At 59.1% G+C, this 18,334-nt stretch carries 20 protein-coding genes; 16 read left to right on the plus strand and 4 right to left on the minus strand.

Going from position 1 to position 18,334, the window contains the following annotated elements:
- The first annotated feature begins 54 nt into the window (after nucleotides 1-54).
- Genes WG29040_RS11805 through WG29040_RS11820 form a run of 4 tightly spaced genes read left to right on the plus strand, consistent with a single transcriptional unit; the run spans nucleotide 55 to nucleotide 3,330 of the window.
- Nucleotides 55-603, plus strand: a complete 549-nt coding sequence (locus WG29040_RS11805) for a sigma-70 family RNA polymerase sigma factor (RefSeq protein WP_003442573.1) — start codon at nucleotides 55-57, stop codon at nucleotides 601-603.
- Nucleotides 600-1,622, plus strand: a complete 1,023-nt coding sequence (locus WG29040_RS11810; protein WP_010655782.1) for an ABC transporter substrate-binding protein — start codon at nucleotides 600-602, stop codon at nucleotides 1,620-1,622. Before WG29040_RS11805 ends, WG29040_RS11810 begins: the two co-directional genes overlap by 4 nt.
- Nucleotides 1,623-1,648: 26 nt before the next feature.
- A complete protein-coding gene (locus WG29040_RS11815) occupies nucleotides 1,649-2,500 on the plus strand; it encodes a proline/glycine betaine ABC transporter permease (RefSeq protein WP_003442571.1) in 852 nt (283 codons plus the stop codon).
- Entirely contained in the window at nucleotides 2,497-3,330 is an 834-nt protein-coding gene (locus WG29040_RS11820) for a glycine betaine/L-proline ABC transporter ATP-binding protein (RefSeq protein WP_127196186.1), read from the plus strand. Before WG29040_RS11815 ends, WG29040_RS11820 begins: the two co-directional genes overlap by 4 nt.
- On the opposite strand, the gene WG29040_RS11825 is transcribed toward WG29040_RS11820, so the two are convergent.
- Complete coding sequence (locus WG29040_RS11825) at nucleotides 3,323-3,949, minus strand: alanyl-tRNA editing protein (RefSeq protein ID WP_127196187.1); 627 nt, start codon at nucleotides 3,947-3,949, stop codon at nucleotides 3,323-3,325. The two genes, WG29040_RS11820 and WG29040_RS11825, sit on opposite strands and share 8 nt — an antisense overlap.
- Nucleotides 3,950-4,036: 87 nt before the next feature.
- On the opposite strand from WG29040_RS11825, the gene WG29040_RS11830 reads away from it, so the two are divergent.
- A complete protein-coding gene (locus WG29040_RS11830) occupies nucleotides 4,037-4,963 on the plus strand; it encodes a LysR family transcriptional regulator (RefSeq protein ID WP_003442568.1) in 927 nt (308 codons plus the stop codon).
- A gap of 90 nt (nucleotides 4,964-5,053) precedes the next feature.
- Here the strand turns inward: WG29040_RS11830 and WG29040_RS11835 are convergent, their stop codons facing one another.
- Both WG29040_RS11835 and WG29040_RS11840 read right to left on the minus strand, forming a co-directional pair.
- Nucleotides 5,054-5,470: a PA2817 family protein gene (locus WG29040_RS11835; RefSeq protein ID WP_003442567.1), complete on the minus strand. Its 417-nt coding sequence runs from the start codon at nucleotides 5,468-5,470 to the stop codon at nucleotides 5,054-5,056.
- 62 nt (nucleotides 5,471-5,532) lie between these two features.
- Nucleotides 5,533-7,980: an acyl-CoA dehydrogenase gene (locus tag WG29040_RS11840; RefSeq protein WP_003442566.1), complete on the minus strand. Its 2,448-nt coding sequence runs from the start codon at nucleotides 7,978-7,980 to the stop codon at nucleotides 5,533-5,535.
- Nucleotides 7,981-8,129: 149 nt separating this feature from the next.
- Between WG29040_RS11840 and WG29040_RS11845 the strand changes: the two genes are divergently transcribed.
- From WG29040_RS11845 to WG29040_RS11855, 3 genes are all read left to right on the plus strand, one after another.
- A complete protein-coding gene (locus tag WG29040_RS11845) occupies nucleotides 8,130-8,753 on the plus strand; it encodes a glutathione S-transferase family protein (protein ID WP_127196188.1) in 624 nt (207 codons plus the stop codon).
- A 146-nt stretch (nucleotides 8,754-8,899) separates the two neighbouring features.
- Nucleotides 8,900-9,832, plus strand: a complete 933-nt coding sequence (locus WG29040_RS11850) for an ABC transporter ATP-binding protein (protein ID WP_003442562.1) — start codon at nucleotides 8,900-8,902, stop codon at nucleotides 9,830-9,832.
- Nucleotides 9,829-10,608: an ABC transporter permease gene (locus tag WG29040_RS11855; protein ID WP_003442560.1), complete on the plus strand. Its 780-nt coding sequence runs from the start codon at nucleotides 9,829-9,831 to the stop codon at nucleotides 10,606-10,608. The genes WG29040_RS11850 and WG29040_RS11855 overlap by 4 nt, the downstream gene beginning before the upstream one ends.
- Nucleotides 10,609-10,826: 218 nt before the next feature.
- Here the strand turns inward: WG29040_RS11855 and WG29040_RS11860 are convergent, their stop codons facing one another.
- Nucleotides 10,827-11,342 (minus strand): DUF2062 domain-containing protein, encoded by a 516-nt coding sequence (locus tag WG29040_RS11860; RefSeq protein ID WP_003442559.1) that lies wholly within the window; start codon nucleotides 11,340-11,342, stop codon nucleotides 10,827-10,829.
- 133 nt (nucleotides 11,343-11,475) lie between these two features.
- On the opposite strand from WG29040_RS11860, the gene WG29040_RS11865 reads away from it, so the two are divergent.
- The 8 genes from WG29040_RS11865 to murB all read left to right on the plus strand — a co-directional run bounded on the left by WG29040_RS11865 (nucleotide 11,476) and on the right by murB (nucleotide 18,334).
- Nucleotides 11,476-13,692 (plus strand): DNA internalization-related competence protein ComEC/Rec2, encoded by a 2,217-nt coding sequence (locus WG29040_RS11865; protein WP_177412967.1) that lies wholly within the window; start codon nucleotides 11,476-11,478, stop codon nucleotides 13,690-13,692.
- Nucleotides 13,693-13,810: 118 nt separating this feature from the next.
- Complete coding sequence (locus tag WG29040_RS11870; RefSeq protein ID WP_003442555.1) at nucleotides 13,811-14,446, plus strand: MotA/TolQ/ExbB proton channel family protein; 636 nt, start codon at nucleotides 13,811-13,813, stop codon at nucleotides 14,444-14,446.
- Complete coding sequence (locus WG29040_RS11875; RefSeq protein WP_003442553.1) at nucleotides 14,443-14,871, plus strand: biopolymer transporter ExbD; 429 nt, start codon at nucleotides 14,443-14,445, stop codon at nucleotides 14,869-14,871. Before WG29040_RS11870 ends, WG29040_RS11875 begins: the two co-directional genes overlap by 4 nt.
- Nucleotides 14,871-15,881 (plus strand): tetraacyldisaccharide 4'-kinase, encoded by a 1,011-nt coding sequence (gene lpxK, locus WG29040_RS11880; protein WP_127196189.1) that lies wholly within the window; start codon nucleotides 14,871-14,873, stop codon nucleotides 15,879-15,881. Before WG29040_RS11875 ends, lpxK begins: the two co-directional genes overlap by 1 nt.
- A gap of 26 nt (nucleotides 15,882-15,907) precedes the next feature.
- A complete protein-coding gene (locus WG29040_RS11885; protein ID WP_003442540.1) occupies nucleotides 15,908-16,093 on the plus strand; it encodes a Trm112 family protein in 186 nt (61 codons plus the stop codon).
- On the plus strand, nucleotides 16,090-16,854 hold the full coding sequence (gene kdsB, locus WG29040_RS11890; protein ID WP_003442538.1) for a 3-deoxy-manno-octulosonate cytidylyltransferase: 765 nt from the start codon (nucleotides 16,090-16,092) through the stop codon (nucleotides 16,852-16,854). Before WG29040_RS11885 ends, kdsB begins: the two co-directional genes overlap by 4 nt.
- Nucleotides 16,854-17,318, plus strand: coding sequence for a low molecular weight protein-tyrosine-phosphatase (locus tag WG29040_RS11895; protein ID WP_003442536.1), 465 nt, complete (start codon nucleotides 16,854-16,856; stop codon nucleotides 17,316-17,318). The genes kdsB and WG29040_RS11895 overlap by 1 nt, the downstream gene beginning before the upstream one ends.
- Nucleotides 17,315-18,334 carry a UDP-N-acetylmuramate dehydrogenase gene (gene murB / locus WG29040_RS11900; RefSeq protein WP_003442534.1) on the plus strand — a complete coding sequence of 340 codons (1,020 nt, stop codon included), beginning with the start codon at nucleotides 17,315-17,317 and terminating at the stop codon, nucleotides 18,332-18,334. The genes WG29040_RS11895 and murB overlap by 4 nt, the downstream gene beginning before the upstream one ends.

The following is an 18,334-nucleotide window of genomic DNA, read 5'->3' on the forward strand; positions in this document are numbered from 1 at the left end:
GGATCGCCGCACCGGATCACCGGACATACCGTTTTTACTTCTTTTGGAGCCTTTATGTCCGGCGCCGACACCTCTCACCGAGACTATGTGGGACTGCTTTATCGCACCCATCATGGCTGGCTGCAGGCGCGTTTGCGCCGCTACCCCGGTTCCAGCAGCTACGCTGAAGACATTGCGGCCGAAACCTTTACCCAGCTTTTGAGCGTCGGGCAGGGGATGTCGATCCGCGAACCCCGTGCCCTTTTGACCACCATTGCCCGACGCTTGATTTACCAGCGCTGGCGCCGCCGAGACGTGGAGCAGGCGTATCTGATGAAGATGCAGCATGAACTTGCGCTTTGTTCGCCATCACCCGAGGCGCTGGCCCAGGCTCATCAAGCCTTGCAGATGATTGACGCGCTGCTCGACGGTTTGCCGCAAAAGGTTCGGAACACTTTTCTGCTCTCAAGGGTCAATGGTCTTACGTATCCAGAAATAGCGGCGCAGTTGGGTATTTCCCGGCGCTCTGTCAGCGATTACATGAGCCTTGCCCTTGGCCGCTGCTTGATAAGCGACGCTGCACTGCCGAAACAAAGCCCCTTCATAACAAGAGACTCGCTATGAACAACCTTAAACAATGGCTCGGCGGCACGCTGCTGGCACTGGGGATCGCAACGCAACCGGTATTGGCCGCGCCTGCGGCTGCACCCGTGCACTTCGGTGATATCACTTGGGAAAGCGGCAGCCTGATCACTGAAGTACTGCGTTTAATTACCGAAAAAGGCTACGGCGTTGCCACGGATACCTTGCCCGGCAGTACCGTCAGCCTCGAAGCGGCGCTGGCCAAAAACGACATCCAGGTGATTGGCGAAGAATGGGCAGGGCGCAGCCCGGTGTGGGTCAAGGCCGAGGCTGAAGGCAAGGTATTCGGTCTGGGTGACATCGTCAAAAACGCCAGTGAGGGTTGGTGGGTGCCGGAGTACGTGGTCAAGGGCGACCCTGAAAAAGGCATCAAGGCCGTGGCCCCCGACTTGAAGTCGGTAAAGGATCTGGCGCGCTATAAAGAAGTGTTCCGCGATCAGGAAGACCCGAGCCGCGGGCGTTTTCTCAATAGTCCGACCGGCTGGACCTCTGAAATTGTAAACAGTCAAAAGCTCAAGGCTTATGGCCTGGACAAGGATTTTGTAAATTTCCGCACCGGCTCGGGCGCTGCGCTGGACGCAGAAGTCAGTTCTTCGATTCGCCGTGGCAAGCCCGTGTTGTTTTACTACTGGTCGCCAACCCCGCTGATCGGGCGCTATAAGCTGATCAAGCTGGAAGAACCGGCGTTTGATGCCGAAGCCTGGAAAACCCTGGCTGATGCCAACAACCCCAATCCCAAAGGTACGAGCTCATTACCGGCAAAACTGGCCATTGGTGTATCGGCCCCCTTTAAAGCTCAATACCCGCAGTTAGTGGAGTTTTATGAAAAAGTCGATTTCCCTATCGACCTGTTGAACACCACCCTGGCCCGGATGAGCGAAAAACGTACCGAGCCACGCAAGGCGGCAGAAGCCTTTTTACGTGAACAGCCGCAGATCTGGCATGCCTGGGTCACCCCCGATGCCGCGGCCAAGGTCGATGCGGCCCTCAAAGCCGATTAACGCTTTCAATCAAGCAAGAGCACGGCATGTTCCCTGAAAATTTGACGTTTTCCATCGCCGGTTGGGTCAATGATGGAGTTGATGCACTGGTGAGCAATTACGGGGATGTGTTCCGGCACATCTCCGACACTTTGCTTTGGGCCATTATCAACCTCGAAACCCTGCTGCGCCTGACACCCTGGTGGTTGATGCTGGCCATTGTCGGTGCCATAGGCTGGCACGCCACACGTAAAATCCTCAGTACCCTGTTGATTGTCGGCCTGTTGTTTTTAGTGGGGGCGGTCGGCCTGTGGGACAAACTCATGCAAACCCTGGCATTGATGATGGTGGCCACGGTTATTTCGGTGTTGCTGGGGATTCCGCTGGGGATTCTGGCGGCCCGCAGCAATCGCTTGCGTGCGGTGATGATGCCGTTGCTGGACATCATGCAAACCATGCCCAGTTTTGTGTACCTGATTCCGGTGCTGATGCTGTTCGGCCTGGGCAAGGTTCCGGCGATCTTTGCCACGGTGATCTATGCCGTGCCGCCACTGATCCGTCTGACTGATCTGGGCTTGCGCCAGGTCGACCGGGAAGTGATGGAAGCGATCAACGCTTTTGGTGCCAATCCATGGCAGCAACTGTTCGGTGTGCAATTGCCGCTGGCCATGCCCAGCATCATGGCCGGGATTAACCAGACCACCATGATGGCGCTGTCGATGGTAGTCATCGCCTCAATGATCGGTGCCCGGGGGCTGGGTGAGGATGTGCTGGTGGGCATTCAGACACTCAACGTCGGCAAAGGCCTTGAAGCGGGGCTGGCGATTGTGATTCTGGCCGTGGTTATCGACCGGATCACCCAGGCCTATGGCCGTACTCGGCACGGGGAGCAAAAATGACCCCGGTGGCGCTCGACAAGATCGAAGTACGCAACGTTTTCAAGGTGTTTGGCAGCCGCGAAAAAGAAGTCATGACCCTGCTCCGGGAGGGCCTGAAAAAGGAACAGGTACTGGCGCAAACCGGTTGTGTGGTGGGGGTCAATGATCTGTCCTTGTCGATTCGCGCGGGTGAGGTGTTCGTCATCATGGGGTTGTCCGGCTCGGGCAAGTCGACGCTGGTGCGCCACCTCAACCGTCTGATCGACCCCACCAGCGGCCAGATCCTGGTGGATGGTGAAAACATCCTGGATTACGACATGCCTGCCTTGCGCCAGTTTCGACGGCACAAAATCAGCATGGTGTTTCAGGGCTTTGGCTTGCTGCCCCATCGCAACGTGCTGGAAAACGTGGCCTACGGCCTCAAGGTGCGCGGCGAGAGTAAAGGTCAGTGCAATGAGCGGGCGCGGCACTGGATATCGATGGTAGGGCTGCAGGGCTATGAACAGGCTTTCGTGCAGCAACTGTCGGGAGGCATGCGCCAGCGAGTAGGGCTGGCGCGGGCTCTGGCGACTGACACCGACATTATTCTGATGGATGAAGCCTTCAGCGCGCTGGACCCGTTAATCCGTGCAGAAATGCAGGATCAGCTGTTGGAGCTGCAGCGAACCCTGGAAAAAACCATTGTTTTTATCACCCACGACCTGGATGAAGCGCTGCGTATTGGTAATCGCATCGCCATGCTCAAGGACGGGCAGCTGATTCAGGTGGGGACGCCGCAGGAAATCCTGCTGAGCCCCGCGGACGATTACGTGGAGCGTTTTGTACAACGTCACCGGGCCAGGCTTATTTGACCTCATAGCGCACGGACAGCACGCCCTTTTTCTGGCCAACCGACAGCACGCTGACGGCATGTAACGCGGCCAGTGAGCGGACATGGGTGCCGCCACAGGGATAACCCGGCAAGTCGCCAAAGCGGATAACCCGTTGCCCGGAGTCGTGCTGCATGTGCCTTGGCAAGTCGGCTCTGATCCATTGCTCAAGATGCTGTTCGATGGTTTCGGGCTCCAGCTCTTGCGGATTATCGCCGGGGGTGAAGCTTACCCGGCATTCGCCCGGCCAGTGGTGGGCCTTGGCGGGAATCCAGCCTGCCTGCTCACCCAGAACGCCAATCAAGTGCCCGGCCGAGTGCAGGCGCGCATTTAGATGGCGGCGTGTCGCGTCAACTTCTGCCCGTGCCGGGCCTGGCAAAACCGGCTGTTTGAGGTAATGCACGATGGCGTCCTGTTCTTGCAGTACTTTCACCACTTCACTGTCTGCAATCCAGCCAGTATCAGATGGCTGCCCGCCGCCCTGAGGGTGGAAGGGCGTGGCATTGAGGACCACTGCAAAGCCGTCTTCGTGGGGCGTACAGCGCAGAACCTCGACCTCTGCGGTCAGTGCGTCATCGGTAAAAAACAGGCGTTGGGTCATGGTTCTATCCTGGAGGGTTTCTTTTTCCAGTATAGGGGCGGCCCTTGAGTGTGATAATCCATCCAAATTTCAATGGACCTGTGCGTTGTGAGCATAAATCTCCCGCTGTCGTTATTGGCTGAAATGGTGATTTTCGTAAAGGTGGTCGAGGCCGGGAGTTTTTCCGCAGCTTCGCGTCAGCTTTCAATGTCGCCTTCAGCGGTCAGTCGCAGTATTTCGCGGCTGGAAAAAGCTCTGGCCATCCGTTTGCTGCAACGGACTACGCGCAAGTTGCGCCTCAGCGATGCCGGAGAAGAGGTTTTCAAGCGCTGCCTTGAGGTAACGGGCGCGGCGCAGTCAGTGATGGATTTAAGCGGGCGCTTTACCCTGGAGGCCGAAGGGCTGATCCGGGTCAGCGTGCCCAAAGCCGTGGGTCGCTATGTGATACACCCGCATATGCCCGAGTTCTTGCGGCGCTATCCCGGGGTTGATGTGCAATTAATTCTTGAAGATCGCTATGTCGACCTGATCGATGACAACGTTGACCTGAGCATCCGCATTACCGATCAGCCGCCACCGGGCCTGGTGGGACGCCAGCTGTTTGTGATTGAGCATTTGCTGTGTGCCACGCCGGGTTATCTGGCAGAGCACGGGGTGCCGCAACAGCCTGAGGACCTGCGTGATCACAGCTGTATTTATCTGGGGGAGACCCCGGCGGATGCGCGCTGGAAGTTCAGGCAGGGCGCCAAGTCAGTGACAGTCGGGGTACGTGGCCGTTATGCGGCCAACCATACGGGCGTAAGGCTGGACGCGGTGTTGCAGCATATCGGGATTGGCAGTCTGCCGTACTTCACGGCGTGTCAGGCGCTGGAGCAGGGGCTGATTGTACAAGTGCTGCCGGCGTGGAATTTTATCGCCTCCTACCACGGAGCTGCGTGGTTGTTGCATGCCCCTTCGCGCTATATGCCACCCAAATTGCGGGTGTTTATCGATTATCTGGTGGAGCGCCTGGGGCAAGAACCGCTGCGGCCCTGACAGTGGCATGGGGGCATCAGTACTGGAGGCACAAAAAAGCCCGCCAGGTAAACCGGGCGGGCTTTTAGAATCGGGCGCCTGGCGCGTCAATCAGTGCTGCGGGCTGTCTTCGTTGGTCGGCAGCGCCATAAATTGCTTTTCCTGGTTCCAGTCGAATGGTTCGCCGTTTTGTTCGGCTTCAAAGCGACGTTCTTCCAGGGCTTCGTACATGTCCAGCTCTTCATCGGACAAGAAGTTAAAGCACGCGCCGCCGAAGAACCACAGCAAATCGCGAGGTACCAGGTGGGCGATTTGCGGATAGCGTTCGATCACCTGACACAGGATGTCCTGGCCCAGATACTGGCTGCTGTCAAAGTCGGTCAGCAGGCCGCTTTTCATTTCATCGAAGCGTTCCAGGAACAGGGCATGGCTTTCTTCCGGGATCTGTTCGGCATCACCGACAGCAACCAGGATACTGCGCAACATATCGAGCAGGGCTAGGTTATGGTTGAGATCGTTGGTGGCCATTGCGGTGTCCTCTAGAGCAAAACGGGCGCCGGAGTATAAAGCCCCCGGCGCCTGCTGTCCTGCTAGCGAATCTTTCCTTCGCTGTGGGTGAGCTGCTCTTTGCTGAAGTCATCCACGTCGATCACCTTGCGCCGCGCGGCTTCTGCGGTGCGTAAAGTCTCGGCTTCGGCCGGTTGCAGTACACCTGCCTGCAATGCCGAATCGATAGGCGGTTCGCCCGCAGCCGGTTTGACCTGGCCGCTTTTCAATCCGTCGTGGAGTTTTTTGTGCAGTGGATGTGCGGCTTTGAGCAGGTCGCAGGCGTGTTGCAGGGCGCCTACCGCATCGTCCGGTGACTGCGGGCGATAGCAGCCGGCAAGCACGGCTTCCAGGGCCGGATCGCCTTTGGTGCGACCCAGTACGGCGGCCACTTCAGCATCCAGTGCATCCGACGGCCCGGTATGGCGACGGCCGAACGGGAACACCACGACCCGCAACGCACAGCCCAGCGCACGGCTCGGGAAGTTTTTCAGCAGTTCGTCCAGGGCACGTTCGGCGTGGCCCAGGCTTTCTTCCATGGCCCACCGGAACAGCGGGTTGAGGTACTCGGGGGAGTCCAGATCGTGATAGCGCTTCAGGGCGGCCGAGGCCAGATACATGTGGCTGAGCACATCACCCAGGCGCGCCGACAAGCGCTCGCGACGTTTAAGTTCACCACCGAGCAGCATCATGCTCAAGTCTGCGAGCATCGCAAAGGCCGCTGCCTGACGGTTCAGGGCGCGGAAGTAACCCTGGCTCAGGGCATTGCCGGGGGCGTGTTCGAAACGGCCAAGGCCCAGGTTCAGCACCAGGGTGCTGGCCGCATTACTCACGGCAAAGCCGATGTGCTTGAGCAGCAGGCCATCAAACTCCAGCAGGGCCTGGTCTTTGTCTTCACGCCCGGCCAGGGCCATTTCCTTGAGTACAAAAGGATGGCAACGAATCGCGCCCTGACCAAAGATCATCAGGTTGCGCGACAGAATGTTCGCACCTTCCACGGTGATGAAAATCGGCGCCCCTTGCCAGTTGCGCCCCAGGTAATTGTTGGGCCCCATGATGATGCCCTTGCCGCCATGCACGTCCATGGCGTGGCCGATGCATTCACGGCCGCGCTCGGTGAGGTGGTACTTGAGGATGGCCGACAGCACTGAAGGTTTTTCGCCCAGGTCCACGGCATTGGCAGTCAGCATGCGCGCGCTGTCCATCAGCCAGGCATTGCCGCCAATCCGTGCCAGGGCTTCCTGGATGCCTTCAAAAGCGGCCAGGGGCACGTTGAACTGTTCACGTACTTGCGCGTACTGGCCGGTCACCAGGCTGGTGAACTTGGCAGCCCCGGTGCCGACCGCGGGCAGTGATATGGAGCGCCCGACCGACAGGCAGTTCATCAACATCATCCAGCCTTTGCCGAGCATTTCCTGGCCACCGATCAGGTAGTCCAGCGGGATAAACACGTCTTTGCCCGAGTTCGGGCCATTCATGAATGCCGCGCCCAGCGGCAAGTGCCGGCGCCCGATCTCAACCCCCGGGGTATCTGTGGGGATCAGTGCCAGGCTGATGCCCAGGTCTTCTTTGTCGCCCAGCAGGTGGTCCGGGTCGTGGGCCTTGAACGCCAGGCCCAGCAGGGTGGCAACGGGGCCCAGGGTGATATAGCGCTTTTCCCAGTTCAGGCGCAGGCCGAGTACTTCTTCGCCTTGCCACTGGCCTTTGCAAATGATCCCGGTGTCGGGCATGGCGCCCGCATCGGAGCCCGCCAGTGGACCGGTCAGGGCAAAACAGGGGATATCATCGCCGCGGGCCAGTCGTGGCAGATAATGGTTGCGCTGCTCGTCGGTGCCGTAATGCAGCAGCAGTTCCGCCGGGCCCAGGGAGTTGGGGACCATTACCGTAGAGGCCAGATCACCGCTGCGGGTAGCCAGTTTCATGGCGACCTGGGAATGGGCGTAGGCCGAGAAACCCTTACCGCCGAACTCCTTGGGAATGATCAGGGCAAAAAAACCGTGGGTTTTGATATGGGCCCAGGCCTCGGGTGGCAAATCCATGGCCTGACCGATTTCCCAGTCGCTGACCATTGCACACAGTTCTTCGGTCGGGCCATCGATGAAGGCTTGCTCTTCTTCGGTCAACTGCACCTTGGGGTAGGCCAGCAACTGTTCCCAGTCGGGACGGCCACTGAACAGCTGGCCATCCCACCATACGGTCCCGGCATCGATGGCATCGCGTTCGGTTTGCGACATGGGCGGCAGGGTTTTCTGAAACCAGCTGAACAGGGGCGCGGTGAACAGTTTGCGGCGCAGGTCGGGCAGCAGAAGCAGGGCAGCGGGAACCGCCAGTAATACCCACAAAATAACCAGTAGCCAGCCTGGTACATGGCCGATGATGCCCATGGCCAGCAGATAAACCGCCACCACGGCCATGGACGTCAGGGGCGCGATGCGGCGGTGGGCCAACCAGGCTACACCCACGATCAAAACCAGAATCCACAACAACAGCATATTCAATCCTCCGTGAGGCCATTCAGGCACCCTTGTGAGCTTAGTCGCAAGTCCATATCAAGGTAGTTGCAATAGTGACCTCATGCGGGAGACGGAGTTCGACGTCCCGGCGTAGACTCCTGTGGCGTCTATCAATCAGGAGTTGAGTCATGCTGAAAGTGTGGGGTCGCAAGAATTCGTCAAATGTCAGAAAGGCCTTGTGGTGTATTGAAGAGCTGGCACTGCCCTACAGTCGGGAAGAGGCAGGTGGTGCGTTCGGCGTGGTAAACAGCCCGCAATACCGGGCGTTGAACCCGAATGGACAAGTGCCGACGATCGAGGATGACGGCTTCGTGCTGTGGGAATCCAACGTCATCGTGCGTTATCTGACCGCCCAATATGGCGCGGACACGTCCTGGTATCCCACCGATCCCAAGGTGCGGGCCCAGGCGGACAAATGGATGGACTGGACCAGCACTTCCTTTGCCGCAGCCTTCCGCCCGCTATTTTGGGGTGTCTTGCGTACTCCGGCCGAGCAGCAGGACTGGGTGGCGATCAATGCCGCCATCCAGGCTTGCGGGCAGTTGCTGGAAATCGTGGATCAGGCCCTGTCTGAAAAACCTTACTTGTCGGGTGATGAAATCGGTATGGGTGACATCCCGCTTGGCTCGTTCATCTACGCCTGGTTTGAAATGCCCATCGAACGTCCGTCCCTGCCGCATCTCAGTGCCTGGTATGAGCGTTTGAAACTGCGTCCCGCCTACCGCAGTGCGGTCATGACTGCGTTGACTTAATACCTACTATTAATACGGGCGACTGTACTTGTGCGGCCGGGCCAAGCACCATACGAGGTGTTTAAAGGCCTTGCCGGACTTGTCATGCAGACAGTTCGTCCTTACTTGGGTCTCTCCCTTTCCTTCATCTTGGTGCGTAATCCGATATGAGTTCCGCTCTGTCCATACGGCAGCTAACCAAAACCTACGGCAACGGTTTCCAGGCCCTGAGTGGTATCGATCTGGATGTTGCTGAAGGTGACTTTTTTGCCTTGCTGGGCCCCAACGGCGCCGGCAAATCCACCACCATCGGCATTCTCTCTACCCTGGTCAACAAGACCAGCGGCACAGTGAATATCTTCGGCCATGATCTCGATCGTGACCCTGCAGCACTCAAACGCTGTATTGGCGTGGTGCCGCAGGAGTTCAACTTCAATCAGTTTGAAAAGACCTTCGATATCGTGGTGACCCAGGCCGGGTATTACGGTATCCCGCCGAAAATCGCCAAGGAACGCGCCGAGAAGTACCTGACGCAACTGGGGCTCTGGGACAAGCGCGAAACCCCTTCGCGTTCGTTGTCGGGCGGCATGAAGCGGCGCCTGATGATTGCCCGGGCACTGGTGCACGAGCCGCGGCTGTTGATTCTCGACGAGCCCACTGCAGGCGTGGACATTGAGCTGCGTCGTTCAATGTGGACCTTCCTCACCGAATTGAATGAGCAGGGCACCACCATCATCCTCACCACGCATTACCTGGAAGAGGCTGAGCAGCTGTGCCGCAACATCGGGATCATCGATCACGGCACCATTGTCGAGAACACCAGCATGCGTCAATTGCTGGGTCAGCTGCATGTCGAGACCTTCTTGCTTGACCTGAAGAAGCCGCAGGCGGTGCCGGTGCAACTGATCGGTTATCCGAGCCAGTTGCTCGACGATCACACCCTGGAAGTGCAGGTGGATAAAGCGGTGGGCATTACCGGTCTGTTCACTCAGTTGGCCGCTCAAAACGTTGAAGTGGTCAGCCTGCGTAATAAAACCAATCGTCTTGAGGAGTTATTCGTGTCGCTGGTCGAGAAAAACCTGGCAAAGGTGGCGATATGAGCTCGGAGCTGCGCCCCAACCTGATTGCGTTGAACACCATTATTTATCGTGAGGTGCGGCGTTTTACCCGCATCTGGCCGCAAACCCTGCTGCCGCCTGCGATTACCATGGTTTTGTATTTTGTAATTTTCGGCAACCTGATCGGTCGGCAAATCGGTGATATGGGTGGCTTCACCTATATGGAGTACATCGTACCGGGCCTGATCATGATGTCGGTGATCACCAACTCCTACGGCAACGTGGTGTCGAGCTTCTTTGGCGCCAAGTTCCAGCGCTCGATTGAAGAGCTGATGGTATCGCCGGTATCGCCCCACACTATTTTGATCGGCTTCACGGTCGGCGGGATTCTGCGCGGGTTGATGGTGGGCGTGATCGTGACCCTGCTGTCACTGTTCTTCACCCATTTGCAGGTGCATCACCTGGGCCTGACCATAGTTGTGGTGGTGCTGACGGCAACGATCTTCTCTCTGCTGGGGTTTATCAACGCCGTATTTGCGCGCAACTTCGACGATATCTCGATCATCCCGACGTTCGTGCTGACGCCGCTGACGTACCTGGGCGGGGTGTTTTATTCAATTACCCTGCTGCCGCCGTTCTGGCAGACCGTATCGCTGGCCAACCCGGTGCTGCACATGGTCAACGCCTTCCGCTACGGCATTCTTGGGGTTTCGGACATCAAGATCAGCGTGGCCCTGACCTTTATGGTGGTGGCAACGATCGTGCTGTACATCGCTTGCGCACGCTTGCTGGTCAGTGGTCGCGGGATGCGCCAGTAGTCTTTCATCAGCATGCAAAAGGCCCCGTAGCGGCTAATGCTGTTCACATGAATAAACCCTGCCTTGGCAGGAGCGAGCTTGTCTCGCGATGATTGTTAACAAGAATGCGTGTTTACAGGTTGAACACGGCGCTCTGGAGACCATCGCGAAACAAGCTTGCTCCTGCAGTTGAGACAGCAGGCGTTTAAGTGAGCAGCATTACCCTTACGGGGCCTTTTTTATGGGCGCTTGTTATGGCGGCGTTTCCATTGGCGGCTGACCCACCAGCGCCAGTACAACTGGGTCAGGCAATAGGCCAGCGCCCCGAGTACGACGCCACACACCACTGACCCAAGCAAAAATGGCTGCCACAGGGTGGACAACTGGCTGCTGATCCATTCCCAGGTCAGTTCGTCGGGCAGTGAGCGGGCTGGGACATTCATCAGCCATGCCCCCATTTGGTAAGTGCAATAGAACACGGGCGGCATGGTGATCGGGTTGGTCAGCCAGACCAGACTCACCGAAATGGGCATGTTGCTGCGCACCGTGATCGCCAGAAAGGCGGCCAGCAGCATCTGGAAAGGCATGGGAATAAACGCGGCGAAGATCCCCACCGCCATTGCACGGGAAACGGAGTGCCGATTGAGGTGCCAGAGGTTGGGATCGTGCAGCAAGGTGCCCAGGAAACGTAAGGACTTGTGTTCCCTGATGCTGGCCGGATCCGGCATGTAGCGTTTGAAAATCCGCCGTGGCATAGGCTTCTCGCTCGGAGTAAGAGTGCAGTATGCCCAAGTTAAGCTAGCCGCTTGTTCAGACTTTGTGACAATTCTTAAAACCTGGAGCGCAGCTTCCGACTAATCCGATTAAACGGCTTTATTGGATCGGGTTATGCATACGGGAATGTTGGCACTGGCGTCGGGTTTGATGGCGTTGCGGTTTTTACCCGGGTTGCCACCGGGCGGGTGGTTGTTGTCAATGCTTGTTGCGGGACTGTTGCTGCTCATCATTCGTTTCTATCCGGTGGGGCTGTTCCTGATCGGGCTGACATGGGCCTGTTTTCAGGGGCAGAGTGCACTGGATGATCGATTGCCCGGCGCACTGGATGGTCGAACGCTGTGGGTTGAAGGGCGTGTAGTCGGGTTGCCCCGGCAGACTGATAGCACCGTGCGCTTTGAATTGCGCGATGCCCGCTCGCGGCACACTGCTTTGCCCGGGACTATCCGGCTGGGCTGGTACGGCGGGCCGCCGGTCAACAGTGGCGAGCGCTGGCGGCTGGCGGTGAAACTCAAGCAGCCCCGGGGTCTGCTTAACCCCCAGGGCTTTGATTATCAGGCCTGGTTGCTGGCGCAGCGGATTGGCGCGACTGGAACTGTCAAGGCGGGTCAACTGCTCGAACCGGCCAGTCATGCCTGGCGCGACGATTTGCGCAAGCGTGTGCTGCACACCGATGCCAATGGGCGAGCGCCGTGGCTCGCCGCGCTGGTCATGGGCGACAGCTCGGGCCTGAGCAGTGATGACTGGAGGCTGCTGCAGGCTACCGGAACCGTGCACTTGCTGGTGATCTCGGGTCAGCACATTGGGCTGTGTGCCGGACTGATTTACGGCCTGGTCGCCTGGTTGGCACGCCGTGGCTGGTGGCCGCGGCGTCTGCCATGGCTGCCATGGGCCTGCGGCCTGGGGTTTGCCGGCGCGCTGGGTTACGGCTTGCTGGCAGGCTTTGAAGTACCGGTTCAGCGGGCATGCGTCATGCTGGGGCTGGTGCTGATATGGCGTCTGCGGTTTCGTCATCTGGGGGTTTGGCTACCGTTTTTGCTGGCGCTCAACGGGGTGTTGATCATTGAGCCGCTGGCCAGTCTGATGCCGGGATTCTGGCTGTCCTTCGCCGCCGTGGCGGTGCTGATTTTCACCTTCAGTGGACGCCTGGGGCCCTGGGACTGGCACGTGGCATGGGCCCGGCCCCAAGCAATGATTGCCCTGGGGCTGTTTCCGATGCTCTGGATCCTGGGCTTGCCCATCAGCCTGAGCGGCCCGCTGGCCAATCTGGTGGCTGTGCCGTGGATCAGTCTGCTGGTATTGCCCACGGCACTTCTGGGCACGTTGCTGTTACCGGTGCCCTGGCTTGGCGAAACCCTGCTTTGGGTGTCAGGCGGTTTGCTTGATGGGTTGATCAGGGGGCTGACCTTGCTGGCCGGGTATTTTTCCCCCTGGTTGCCTGTAACAGTTCCCTTGGCAGTGTGGCTGTTGAGTGCTTTCGGGGCGCTGCTGTTGATGCTGCCGGCAGGCGTGATACTGCGGCCGCTGGGGTGGCCGCTGGTGCTGCTCGCAGTTTTCAGCCCGCGTGAGCAAATCCCTCGCGGTCAGGTTGAAGTGTGGCAGCTGGATGTGGGGCAGGGGCTGGCCATTGTGCTGCGCACCCGCAATCACGCCGTGCTTTATGACGCGGGACCGAAAGTCAGGGATTTTGACCAGGGCGAGCGGGTGGTGGTGCCGGTGTTGCGTTCCCTGGGGATAGCCAGGCTGGACCTGATGCTGATCAGTCACGCGCACGCCGATCACGCCGGCGGGGCCCTGGCGGTACAGCAGGAAGTCGGTGCCCTGCGGGTCATCGGCGGTGAGTTGCCGGGGTTGGCGGAGCCATTGCGGGCGCAGCCTTGTACCAGCGGCGAGAGTTGGGAGTGGGATGGCGTGAAGTTTTCGCTCTGGCAGTGGTCAGGGGCGAGTGACAGCAATCAGAGGTCCTGTGTGATGCAGGTTGAAGCCGGCGGCGAGCGGCTTCTGCTGACGGGGGATATTGACGCCCGGGCCGAACGGGCCTTGTTGCAAACTTCGTTGGGCGTTCCCACCCGCTGGCTGCAAGCCCCGCACCACGGCAGTCGCACGTCATCCTCGGTGGATTTGCTCAAGGCCCTGGCACCCCGGGTGGTGCTGATCTCCCGGGGCCACGGCAACAGCTTTGGCCATCCGCACCCTCAAGTGCTGGCGCGCTATCAGGGGTTGGGGGTGCAGATACTGGACAGTGCCGAGCAGGGAGCGCTGCGGTTTCGCTTGGGCACCTTCGGCAAGGCTGAGAGTCTGCGCGATCAACCCCGTTTCTGGCGTGACTGATGCTTGAAGCCGGCTGCTGTGCGTTGCATGCCCAAGCGGCGAGACAGGCATGGCTGCTACAAGAGGGAGAGTTCAATCATGTGGTAAAGTGGCGCACTTTTTCGAGGGGATTTTCACTGTGTGGGAACTGGTCAAATCCGGCGGCTGGATGATGCTGCCGATCATTCTGAGCTCTGTTGCCGCGCTGGGCATTATTGTCGAGCGCCTGTGGACCCTGCGTGCCAGCCGCGTGACTCCGCCTCATCTGCTCGGGCAGGTCTGGGTCTGGATCAAGGACAAGCAGCTGGACAAGGAAAAACTCAAGCAATTGCGCGCCGATTCGCCATTGGGTGAAATCCTGGCTGCCGGCCTGGCCAACTCCAAACATGGTCGCGAGATCATGAAAGAATGCATCGAAGAGGCCGCCGCCCGGGTCATTCACGAGCTTGAACGTTACCTCAATGCATTGGGCACCATTGCCGCCATGGCGCCGTTGCTGGGACTGCTGGGCACGGTTCTGGGCATGATCGATATTTTCAGTTCGTTCATGGGCTCGGGCATGACCACCAACGCTGCGATACTCGCGGGCGGTATTTCCAAAGCGCTGATTACCACTGCTGCGGGACTGATGGTCGGTATTCCGGCGGTGTTCTTCCATCGCTTTTTGCAGCGCCGGGTCGATGAACTGGTGGTTGGCATGGAGCAGGAAGCGATCAAACTGGTCGAAGTGGTGCAAGGCGACCGCGAAGTCGACATGGTCGGGAGCAAAGTGTGAAGTTTCGCCGCAAGCCACGGGAAACGGTCGATATCAACCTCGCGTCGTTGATTGACGTGGTGTTTATCCTGTTGCTGTTCTTTGTCGTAACCACCACCTTTACCCGCGAAACCCAGTTGCGGGTGGATCTGCCGGAAGCCGTCACCGGCTCGCCCAGTGACGAGCAGAACACCAGGCAGCTGGATATCGCCATCAGCGCAGACGGGGTGTTTTCGGTGAACGACCAATTGCTGCCAAAAAACGATCTGGCGAGCCTGATCGAGGCCCTGCAGAGGGAGTCCGGTGGCGATACCAGCTTGCCATTGTCGATCAGTGCCGATGGCAAGACCCAGCATCAGGCGGTCATTATTGCGATGGATGCGGCCGGCAAGCTCGGCTTCAGCCATTTGCGCATGACCACCGTTGAGGCGCAGGCGCCTCACTGATGGCCATGTCAGATCGTTTGCTGCGTGCCTGGTATGCCGGGCATCCGCTGCTCAAGCTGTTGAGCCCGCTGGAATGCCTGTACCGCAAAGTGGTAGAGCGCAAGCGCGCGCGTTTTATCGCGGGAGAGGGCGAGATCTATCGTGCGCCCGTACCGCTGGTGGTGGTAGGCAATATCACCGTCGGCGGTACCGGTAAAACACCGCTGATTTTGTGGCTGATCGAGTATTGCCAGCGCAATGGTCTGCGGGTTGGGGTGGTGAGCCGTGGTTATGGCGCCAGGCCGCCTCAATTGCCGTGGCGTGTCAGCGCCGAACACAGCGCCAGAATAGCGGGGGACGAGCCCTTGCTGATCGTGCAGCGAACCGGCGTACCATTGATGATCGACCCCGATCGCAGTCGTGCGGTTCAAGCCTTGCTGGCCAGCGAGCCACTGGATCTGATTCTTTCGGACGACGGTTTGCAGCATTACCGCTTGGCCCGGGATCTGGAGTTGGTGCTGATCGATAACGCCCGGGGCCTGGGCAATGGTCATTGCCTGCCGGCGGGGCCGTTGCGGGAACCGGCGGAGCGATTACTGAGTGTGGATGCGGTGCTGTATAACGGCGCTGCCAGCGACCCCCAAGGTGGATTTGCGTTTCAGTTGCAGCCGACTGCGCTGATCAACCTGCTCAGTGGCGAGCGCAAGGCGCTGGACTTTTTCCCGCCTGAACAGGCCTTGCATGCCGTGGCCGGGATCGGTAATCCGCAGCGTTTCTTCACCACCCTCGAAACGCTACACTGGCGGCCAATCGCCCATGCTTTTGCAGACCATGCGCCCTATAGTGCCGAGGTCTTGAATTTCATGCCGCCATTGCCTCTGGTCATGACCGAAAAGGACGCGGTGAAGTGCCGCGACTTTGCGTCACCTGACTGGTGGTACCTGGCGGTTGACGCTGTTCCTTCCGAAGCCTTCGTGCTGTGGTTTGACCGGCAGTTATTGCGTCTTTTACCCAATCGTCTTTTGCCCTAACCGATCTTTATTCAGGGGAACATTTTATGGACACCAAGCTGCTCGATATCCTCGCGTGCCCTGTTTGCAAAGGCCCGCTCAAGCTCAGCGCCGATAAAACCGAACTGATCAGCAAGGGTGCAGGCCTGGCTTACCCGATCCGCGACGGGATTCCGGTGATGCTTGAAACCGAAGCCCGCACCCTCAGCACTGATGAGCGTCTGGATAAATGATTCCGGTTTTTACCGTCGTAATTCCCTCGCGCTTCGCGTCGACCCGTTTGCCCGGCAAACCGCTGCTGACGATTGCCGGCAAGCCGATGGTTCAACACGTCTGGGAACAGGCCTGTAAAAGCAGTGCGCAGCGGGTGGTAGTGGCCACTGACGATGCGCGCATTGTCGAGGCTTGCAAGGGGTTTGGTGCCGAAGTATTGCTGACCCGTGCCGATCACGAGTCCGGTACCGATCGCCTGGCCGAAGTGGCCACCCAACTGGGGCTGGCCAGCGATGCCATAGTGGTCAATGTGCAGGGCGACGAGCCGCTGATTCCACCGCAACTGATTGATCAGGTCGCGATCAACCTGGCGGCCCACAGCGAAGCAAGCATGGCGACGCTGGCCGAGCCGATCACAGACGTCGAGACCCTGTTCAACCCGAATGTGGTCAAGGTGGTCAGTGATATCAACGGGCTGGCGCTGACATTCAGCCGGGCTACCTTGCCCTGGGCCCGTGATGATTTCGCTTCGCACCCGGAGCAGTTGCCTGCCGGCGTGCCCTATCGTCGCCATATCGGGATCTACGCCTATCGCGCCGGTTTCCTGCATGACTTCGTCAGCTGGGGCCCTTGCTGGCTCGAAAACACCGAGCGTCTGGAGCAGCTGCGGGCACTTTGGCATGGTGTACGAATCCATGTGGCCGACGTGCTCGAGTCGCCTGCGGCCGGTGTCGATACCATTGAAGACCTCGAGCGCGTTCGGCGTTTGCTGGAGGCTTGATGCGCGTCCTGTTCGTTTGTCTGGGTAATATCTGTCGCTCTCCTACGGCCGAAGGCGTACTGCGCCACAAGTTGCAGGTAGCGGGTCTGGCCGGGCGTGTTGAAGTGGCTTCTGCAGGAACGGGCAACTGGCACGTAGGCGGGGCACCGGACAAGCGTACCCAGCGCGCAGCCATGCGGCGGGGTTACGATTTGTCGGCGCAGCGTGCGCAACAGGTGGTCGCGGCCGACTTCAATCACTATGACCTGATTCTGGCCATGGACCTGAGCAACCTGCGCGACCTTAAAGCCTTGCAGCCTGCCAACGGCAAGGCCGGGCTTGACCTGTTCCTGCGTCGTTTCGATGGCGTTAAAGACGAGGTGCCCGACCCTTATTACGACGGTGAGGCAGGCTTTGAAGAGGTGCTGGATCTGGTTGAGTCTGCATGCGATTTGCTGGTGATTGAACTGAAGGGGCGTTTATGAGTTTGCTGTTGCAGGTTGATGAGTCGCTCAAGCCGTTCAATAGCTTTGGTGTGGATGTGCGCGCGAGCCTGTATGCCGAGGCCTGTAGCGATGACGACGTGCGCGAGGCATTGCAGTGCTCGGCGCAGCGCAATTTGCCTTTGCTGGTGATCGGCGGCGGTAGCAACTTGCTGCTGACCAGGGATGTCCCTGCGCTGGTGCTGCGCATGGCTAGCCGTGGCATTCGCCAGGTTGAAGACGATGGTCGGGAAGTGGTGGTCGAGGCCGAAGCGGGCGAGGTGTGGCATGCCTTTGTGTTGTGGACCCTGGAGCAAGGCCTGTCGGGGCTGGAAAACCTCAGTTTGATTCCTGGAACCGTGGGTGCCGCGCCGGTACAGAACATCGGCGCTTACGGCGTTGAGATCAAGGACGTTTTTGCGGGGCTGACCGCACTTGACCGGCAAACCGGCGAGCTGCGCGATTTCACCCTGGCGGACTGCGACTTTGGCTACCGTGACAGTGTGTTCAAACAACAGCCGGGGCGCTGGGTGATTCTGCGGGTCCGGTTTACCCTGAGCCGTGCCGCAAGGCTGCATCTGGAGTACGGACCTGTACGCCAGCGCCTGAGTGAGCAGGGTATCGAACAGCCGACGGCGACCGACGTGAGCCGTGCCATCAGCAGTATCCGCAGTGAGAAGCTGCCGGACCCGGCGGTACTGGGTAACGCAGGCAGCTTCTTTAAAAATCCGCTGGTGTCAGCTGCGCTGGCCGCTGAGCTGAAACTGGCGCATCCCGGCATTATCGGTTACCCACAAGCTGATGGCCGAGTGAAGCTGGCCGCCGGCTGGTTGATCGAAGCCGCGGGGTGGAAAGGCTTTCGTGAGGCTGACGCCGGAGTGCATCGTTTGCAGTCGCTGGTATTGGTCAACTATGGCTCGGCCAGCGGTTTGCAGTTGCTGGCCCTGGCCCGACGCATTCAGGAAGATATCGAGCGGCGCTTTGCGGTGCAGCTGGAGATGGAACCGAACCTGTATTAA

Origin of the sequence: Pseudomonas sp. PAMC 29040 (assembly GCF_003994535.1) — a bacterium.
Lineage (GTDB): Bacteria > Pseudomonadota > Gammaproteobacteria > Pseudomonadales > Pseudomonadaceae > Aquipseudomonas > Aquipseudomonas paraversuta.